General features: G+C 72.3%; 7 protein-coding genes and 1 tRNA gene. 7 read left to right on the forward strand and 1 reads right to left on the reverse strand.

Features of this window, described 5'->3' with window-relative positions; translation table 11 throughout:
* The 3 genes from coaE (at position 1) to QMK28_RS26495 (ending at position 1,812) form a co-directional block, all read left to right on the forward strand.
* Positions 1-597, forward strand: coding sequence for a dephospho-CoA kinase (gene coaE, locus QMK28_RS26485; RefSeq protein ID WP_326442108.1), 597 nt, complete (start codon positions 1-3; stop codon positions 595-597).
* Between the two features lie 126 nt (positions 598-723).
* Positions 724-1,095, forward strand: a complete 372-nt coding sequence (locus tag QMK28_RS26490; protein WP_326442109.1) for a cupin domain-containing protein — start codon at positions 724-726, stop codon at positions 1,093-1,095.
* 348 nt (positions 1,096-1,443) lie between these two features.
* Positions 1,444-1,812 (forward strand): tetratricopeptide repeat protein, encoded by a 369-nt coding sequence (locus QMK28_RS26495; RefSeq protein ID WP_326442110.1) that lies wholly within the window; start codon positions 1,444-1,446, stop codon positions 1,810-1,812.
* Positions 1,813-1,862: 50 nt separating this feature from the next.
* Here QMK28_RS26495 and QMK28_RS26500 read toward each other — a convergent pair whose 3' ends face one another.
* On the reverse strand, positions 1,863-2,129 hold the full coding sequence (locus tag QMK28_RS26500; RefSeq protein ID WP_326442111.1) for a DUF6343 family protein: 267 nt from the start codon (positions 2,127-2,129) through the stop codon (positions 1,863-1,865).
* Between the two features lie 68 nt (positions 2,130-2,197).
* Here QMK28_RS26500 and QMK28_RS34385 point away from each other — a divergent pair, with 68 nt between their 5' ends.
* The 4 genes from QMK28_RS34385 to QMK28_RS26520 form a co-directional block, all read left to right on the forward strand.
* Positions 2,198-2,311 (forward strand): hypothetical protein, encoded by a 114-nt coding sequence (locus tag QMK28_RS34385; protein ID WP_443050830.1) that lies wholly within the window; start codon positions 2,198-2,200, stop codon positions 2,309-2,311.
* 183 nt (positions 2,312-2,494) lie between these two features.
* Positions 2,495-3,226, forward strand: coding sequence for a DUF7873 family protein (locus QMK28_RS26510; RefSeq protein WP_326442112.1), 732 nt, complete (start codon positions 2,495-2,497; stop codon positions 3,224-3,226).
* Between the two features lie 453 nt (positions 3,227-3,679).
* Positions 3,680-3,753: transfer RNA gene (locus QMK28_RS26515), tRNA-Met, on the forward strand.
* A 191-nt stretch (positions 3,754-3,944) separates the two neighbouring features.
* On the forward strand, positions 3,945-6,000 hold a 2,056-nt coding region (locus QMK28_RS26520; RefSeq protein ID WP_326442113.1), incomplete at its 3' end, for a helicase-associated domain-containing protein.

Genomic DNA, 6,000 nt, shown 5'->3' on the forward strand with positions numbered 1-6,000 from the left:
ATGCTCTCCGTAGGTCTGACCGGAGGCATCGGCGCGGGCAAGAGCGCGGTGTCGCGGCTGCTGTCCGAGTACGGGGCGGTCGTGGTGGACGCGGACAGGATCGCGCGCGAGGTCGTGGCGCCGGGAACGCCGGGGCTCGCGGCGGTGGTGGCCGAGTTCGGCCCGGAGATCCTCTCGCCCGACGGCACCCTGGACCGGCCCCGGCTGGGCGCGATCGTCTTCGCCGACCCGGACCGGCTCGCCGCCCTGAACACGATCGTTCATCCCCTGGTCGGCGCGCGCTCCGCCGAGCTGGAAGCGGCGGCGGACCCGGATTCGATCATCGTCCACGATGTACCGTTGCTCGCCGAGAACGGCTTGGCCTCCCTCTACGACCTGGTCGTGGTCGTCGACGCGGCCACCGGAACCCAGCTCGACCGCTTGGTGAGGCTGCGCGGCATGACGGAGTCGGCGGCGCGCGCCCGGATGGCGGCCCAGGCGACCCGTGAGCAGCGGCTCGCGGTGGCCGACGTCGTCATCGACAACGACGGCCCGCTGTCCGACCTGGAGCCCCAGGTCCGTGAGGTCTGGAAGCGGCTGCGCGAGCGGAGCGCGTGAGCCGCACGGTCAGGCGCACGACCCGCCCCGCACGCCCCCTCGCTGAGCAGGCCCGGAGCGTCGGCCGGTGGCCTGGCACCGGGTCGGGCGAAACGCGCCGGCGGACTGCCGGTACTCTGACCGGCCATGACGGCTAAAGATCACAACGCTCCCTCATTCGCGATCGACCTCCCGAGCATTCCCGACGCCGCGCTGGAGCCGGAGCCGCTCGATCCCGCCCAGGTGGTGTCCGGAAACCCGGTGGTCACCGGCAAGGTGCTGTGGGAATCCGGCGACGGCAAGCAGGTCCGCGGCATCTGGCAGATCACTCCGGGCGTGGTGACCGACACCGAGGCGAACGAGCTGTTCGTGGTGATCAGCGGCCGCGCGACGATCGAGGTCGACGGCGGGGCGACGCTGGAGGTGGGCCCGGGCAGCGCGTGCGTGCTGCGCGAGGGCGACCAGACCCGCTGGACGATCCACCAGACGCTGCGCAAGGCGTACCACATCAGCATGTGACGCGTCCGGGGGCAGGTGACGCACCCCGAGGGTGTGCGGGGGGCTCCGGCTCGCGGCTCTGGGGCGTGGCCCCGACTGTGGCCCCGAGGTGTCATCCGCCCCCCGGGGGCATCGCGCAGCTACGGCTCCAGGGCCGCCCCGAGCGGGCTCCGGTCCTGGCGTCCGGCGGCTTCGCGACCGCTCCGATCCCGGCGTCCGGCGGCTCCGCGACCGTCGTGTGCTCCGCGCGCCTCGCCCCCCGGCACACAGGAATGTGCCGCCGCGTGCCGCTGTTGCACACGGATACCGGCAGCGCGTCTCATCCGGTCACAGCCACCCGTGGCCGACCGCGCCGGGGAAGGAGCCATCGTGCCCCAGCCCACGCCCGCGACCCTCGTCATCGACTACCGCGCCGCGGAACAGCTGCTGGCGGCCCGCGATCCGCAGGGCGCCGTCAAGCTGCTGGACCCGGTCATCACGGCCCACCCGGAGAACACCGCCGCCCGTCTCCTGCGTGCTCGCGCCTTCTTCGCGGCGGCTCGACTCCGTCCGGCCGAGCTGGAGTTCCAGCTGGTCCTGGAACGCGAACCGGACAACGCCTTCGCCCACTTCGCCCTGGCCCGCACCCTCGAACGAGCCAGCCGCCCGAACGAGGCCACCCGCCACTTCCGGCTGGCGGCAGCCCTGGACCCGCGCCCCGACTTCATCGAGGCTGCCGGCTTCGACGCCGAGGGCTGACGGACCCCGCCGCTCCGCCGCGGGGGCGACCGAGGCATGCCGGACCGGGGCTAACGCCTCCCGCCCCGGTCCGGTTCGTACGGCGGGACGTCCCGTCCCGGTTGATAGTGCGGCCCCTGCCGGAGGTGCCGTACGACCATGATCAGGTCCACGGCGGCCGTCAGCGCGATGATCCCGCAGGCGATCGCCCAGCCCGGTCTGCCCACGATCGTGAAGATCACCGCTCCCGCGACGGCCGTGATCAGCCCCTCCACGGCGAGGCCCAGCCGCAGCCGCAGCGGGCTGCGCGCGTTGAGAGGTTCATTGCCAGTGCGCATCGCGACGCATCTCCCACTGGCGAATTTACTCCCCCCGGCTGCCCGCGACCAGTGGCGACAGCGATTCGATGGGCGCGGTCTGCGGCAATCTCCTCGGCGCCCGGTACGGTGACGCCGCGCTGCCGCCGTCCTGCGCTGTCCGAGATCGAGGGCCGGGCAGCTATCGCCGAGGGCGCCGATGACCTCTCCGTTCAATTCCACCCGGTGGCCGAGCCGTTCGAGGATTCGGTCTTCCCGACGCGGGGCTACCCGCACTGCTGAGGGCTCAATTCGCGCAGCTGAGGCCGGGGTCGGAAGCGTCACCGAGGTAGTGCGGGCCGATAATCATTCGGGGTGGGCGATGCTCGGCTGTTAGCGTGTTTCCTGTGGCGAAACTCAATCAGATCATCGCGGTAGAAAAGGGCGTCAAGTCCAAGTCCCACCAGGACCTGACGGCAGCACAGCACGGGTTGCAGAAGCCCGCCCTGCTCGCCGGCATCTCCAGGACCTACCAGCCGAAGGACGAGGAGGGTGAGCAACTCCCGCCCGAGTCCACGCGCGTCCAGGTCAAGGCCGAAGACGTACTCCGTGACACGGCGACGACCCTCACCCGGCTCTTCGACGTCACCGCCACCAAGGACTGGTCCAACTGCACAGCACGGGCCGACATCACGGTGGACGGCCGCACCCTGCTGACCGAGGTGCCGGTCTCCTATCTCCTCTTTCTGGAGAAGCAGCTCACCGATCTGAACGCGTTCATCCGCAAGCTCCCGGTGCTGGACGCCGCCGAGTCCTGGGTGCTCGACCCGTCGACCGACGCCTGGAAGACGGAGCTCGTCCGTACGGTTCGTACGAAGAAGGTGCCCCGCAACCACGTCAAGGCGGAGGCCACCGAGAAGCACCCGGCGCAGGTCGAGGTCTACTACGAGGACATCCCGGTCGGCTACTGGACCACGGTCAAGTTCTCCGGCGCCCTGCCCGCACGTCGGCTCAACGAGCTGCTGGAGCGGATCGAAAAGCTTCAGCAGGCCGTGAAGTTCGCTCGCGAAGAGGCCAACGCCGTTGAGGTCACGGACCAGCGGGTGGGCGACGTGGTCTTCGGCTACCTCTTCGGGTAGCGTCATCAACTCCTCGTCCGCAGCTGTGCGGACGGGGCGCGTGAGGAGCGCAAGCTGAACCTGAAGTTTGTCGTGACGACGCGGTTCCAGTGGAGGTTCAACTCCTCCCCGCGGCACTGACGCGCCGCGGTAGCCCAAGTTGGCAGAGGCAGCCGCGATCAATCTCAGACTCTTGCTCCAGACTCAGCATTCGCCGCCGATCGCCGGACCGACCGAGCCAGGCTTGGTCATCGGATGCCGGTTCAAGTCCGGCCCGTGCAGCTCTTTTTCCGATGCGCGGTAGTTCAAAGGCAGAACACGACGACATGATGCTGATCTGCGCTCTCAACTGATCCGGCGTGTGCAAATGGGCGGCATCTCAGGGCTCGGGGGCAGGCTACGTCCCCGGGCCCGCTCCTTTCCCGCAACGGATTAGGCGCTGGTGCCCCGGCCCCGTAGTGTTGTGTTCAGCGGCGCGGGGTGGAGCAGCTCGGTAGCTCGCTGGGCTCATAACCCAGAGGTCGCAGGTTCAAATCCTGTCCCCGCTACTGATGACAGAAGGCCCGGAGATTTTCTCCGGGCCTTCTGTCCGTTTATCCGGAGTTTACCGGTATCCGGGTTATCCGGGCCGTACCGGTCGGTCTCGTGGACGAGAGCCCGACACGGGTCCCGGCCGGGGTCCGGACCGTGGAGTTCCGCCGCTGACGGCCTGGGCGCTCGCGGCCAGTAAGGTCGGTGGGTGGACGGTCTCGACGCACTCACCCAGGCACTCGCGCAACGCACCCCCGAGCAGCTGGCCGCTCTCCTCACCCGGCACGCGGACCCGCTCTCCCGTCAGCCGGCGCCCACCCACCTGCGCGGCCTGGCCGCAGCCCTGTGGTCGTACGACACCCTTCACCAGCTGTTGCCGCACCTCGACCGGCCGCGCCTGCAACTCCTCGTGGCCGCGGCCCGTATCGGGCAGCGCTCGGCGGCGGATAACGCCCCGTCGACGATGCCCGAGCCGGGCAGCGGGACGGGCCGCGGGACGGCCGGCGGGGCCGAGCCCGCCCATGGCTCGGCCCCCGGAGCCGGCTATCAGTCGATGGTGGCCCACCGTCTCTCGTTCCCGCAGCTCGCCGCCCCCGCCCCGGTCGAGGAGGTGTACGAGGCGCTGGGCGCCGGCGGGCCGGGCCCGGTCCGCGAGGCCGCCGCCGCCGCGCTGCGGGGGCTGTACGAGGACGCGCTGGCCGCCCCCGTCGAGGACGGCAGGATCGCCGTGCCGCCCCGCATCCCGCAGCTCATCGGTGCGCGGGAGCTGGGCCCTTTCGCCCCCACCGCGCCGCCGCCCACCTCCGTACCCGCCGGTCCTGCGATGGTCCGCGCGGAGACGCGGGCCGCCGTATCCGGCCTCGCGGCGACCCTCGACCGGCTGCTCGCGGCGCTCGCCGCGGAGCCCGCCGGGCTGCGCAAGGCGGGCGGGGCGGCCGTACGCGAGGTGCGGCGGCTCGCGAAAGCGGCGGGCACCACCGAGCCCCGCGCCCGGCTGCTGCTCGACGTCTGCATGACCGCGGGGCTGATCGCGCTCAGCCGCGACCGGACGGGCGTCACGGCGCTGCCGACCGGCGCCTACGACGACTGGCTGGCGCTGCCGTCCGGCGAACGCCTCGCCCCTGTCCTCACCGCGTGGGCGGGGCTGTGGGCCATCCCCACCTGGTGCGCGTTCGGTGAGACGCCGACCGCCCTCGTACGCGGCCACGACCGGCACGCGCCCGCGCTGCGCCACGCCCTGCTGGCCTCGCTCGCCGGCTTCCCCGAGGGCACGGGCACCCTGGTCCCGGCTCTGCCGATGCCGGACGGGCTGCCGGACGGGCAGGACTCGTCGGCCGCGTCGGACGGGCCGGGGGGATCGGACCGGCCGGACAGCCCGGCCACGTCGGCCGCTTCGGGTGGGCCGGCCGGATCGTACGGGCTCGACCCCGCCCTCGGGCTCCCCTCGCTCCAGGCGCTGATCCGCACCGCCGACTGGCACCGACCGCTCGCGGTCACCGGCCGGCCGATGACCATGGACCGTTCCGCGCACATCCTGCACGAGGCCGGCTACCTGGGCGTGGTCGCCCACGGCGCCCTCACCCCGCTCGGTCACGCTCTGCTGACCGACCTGCCCGCGCTCCGCGCCACCCTGCGCACACTGCTTCCTGAGCCCCTCGAACGGGCCCGATTCCAGGCCGACCTGACCGCCGTCGTGTCCGGCGCCCCGTCCGTCCGCCTCGCCGAACTGCTCACCGCCGCCGCGGACCGGGAGTCCGAGGGGAACGCGGTGACCTGGCGGTTCAGCCCGGCCTCCGTACGCCGAGCGCTGGACGCGGGGCACGAGGCGGACGCCCTGCTGGCCGAACTGGCCGCCGTGGCGACCGTCGGCCCGGCCTCGCGGGAGCCGCCCCCTGCCCCCTCCCCGGAGCTGCTGCCCCAGCCGCTCGTCTACCTGATCAAGGACGTGGCCCGCACGCACGGCCGGATGCGCGTCGTAGGCTCCGCCTGCTGCGTCCGCTCCGACGACGAGGCCCTCGTACGCGAACTCGCCGCGCACCGCGGACTGCGCGCGCTCGGGCTGCGCGCCATCGCGCCCACCGTCCTGGTCAGCGCCCACTCCCCGAGCGACACGCTGAAAGCCCTCCGCACGGCGGGCTACGCCCCGGCCCTGGAGGCCGAATCCGGCAGCACCGTGATCGAACGCGTCCCCGACCACCGCTCCAAGGCCCCGGCCCCACCGGCCGGCAAGCCGGCCGACGCGTTGGCCCTGGCGGAGCGCCTGC

Origin of the sequence: Streptomyces sp. H27-D2 (assembly GCF_035828615.1) — a bacterium.
In the GTDB taxonomy this organism is placed as follows: Bacteria; Actinomycetota; Actinomycetes; order Streptomycetales; family Streptomycetaceae; genus Streptomyces.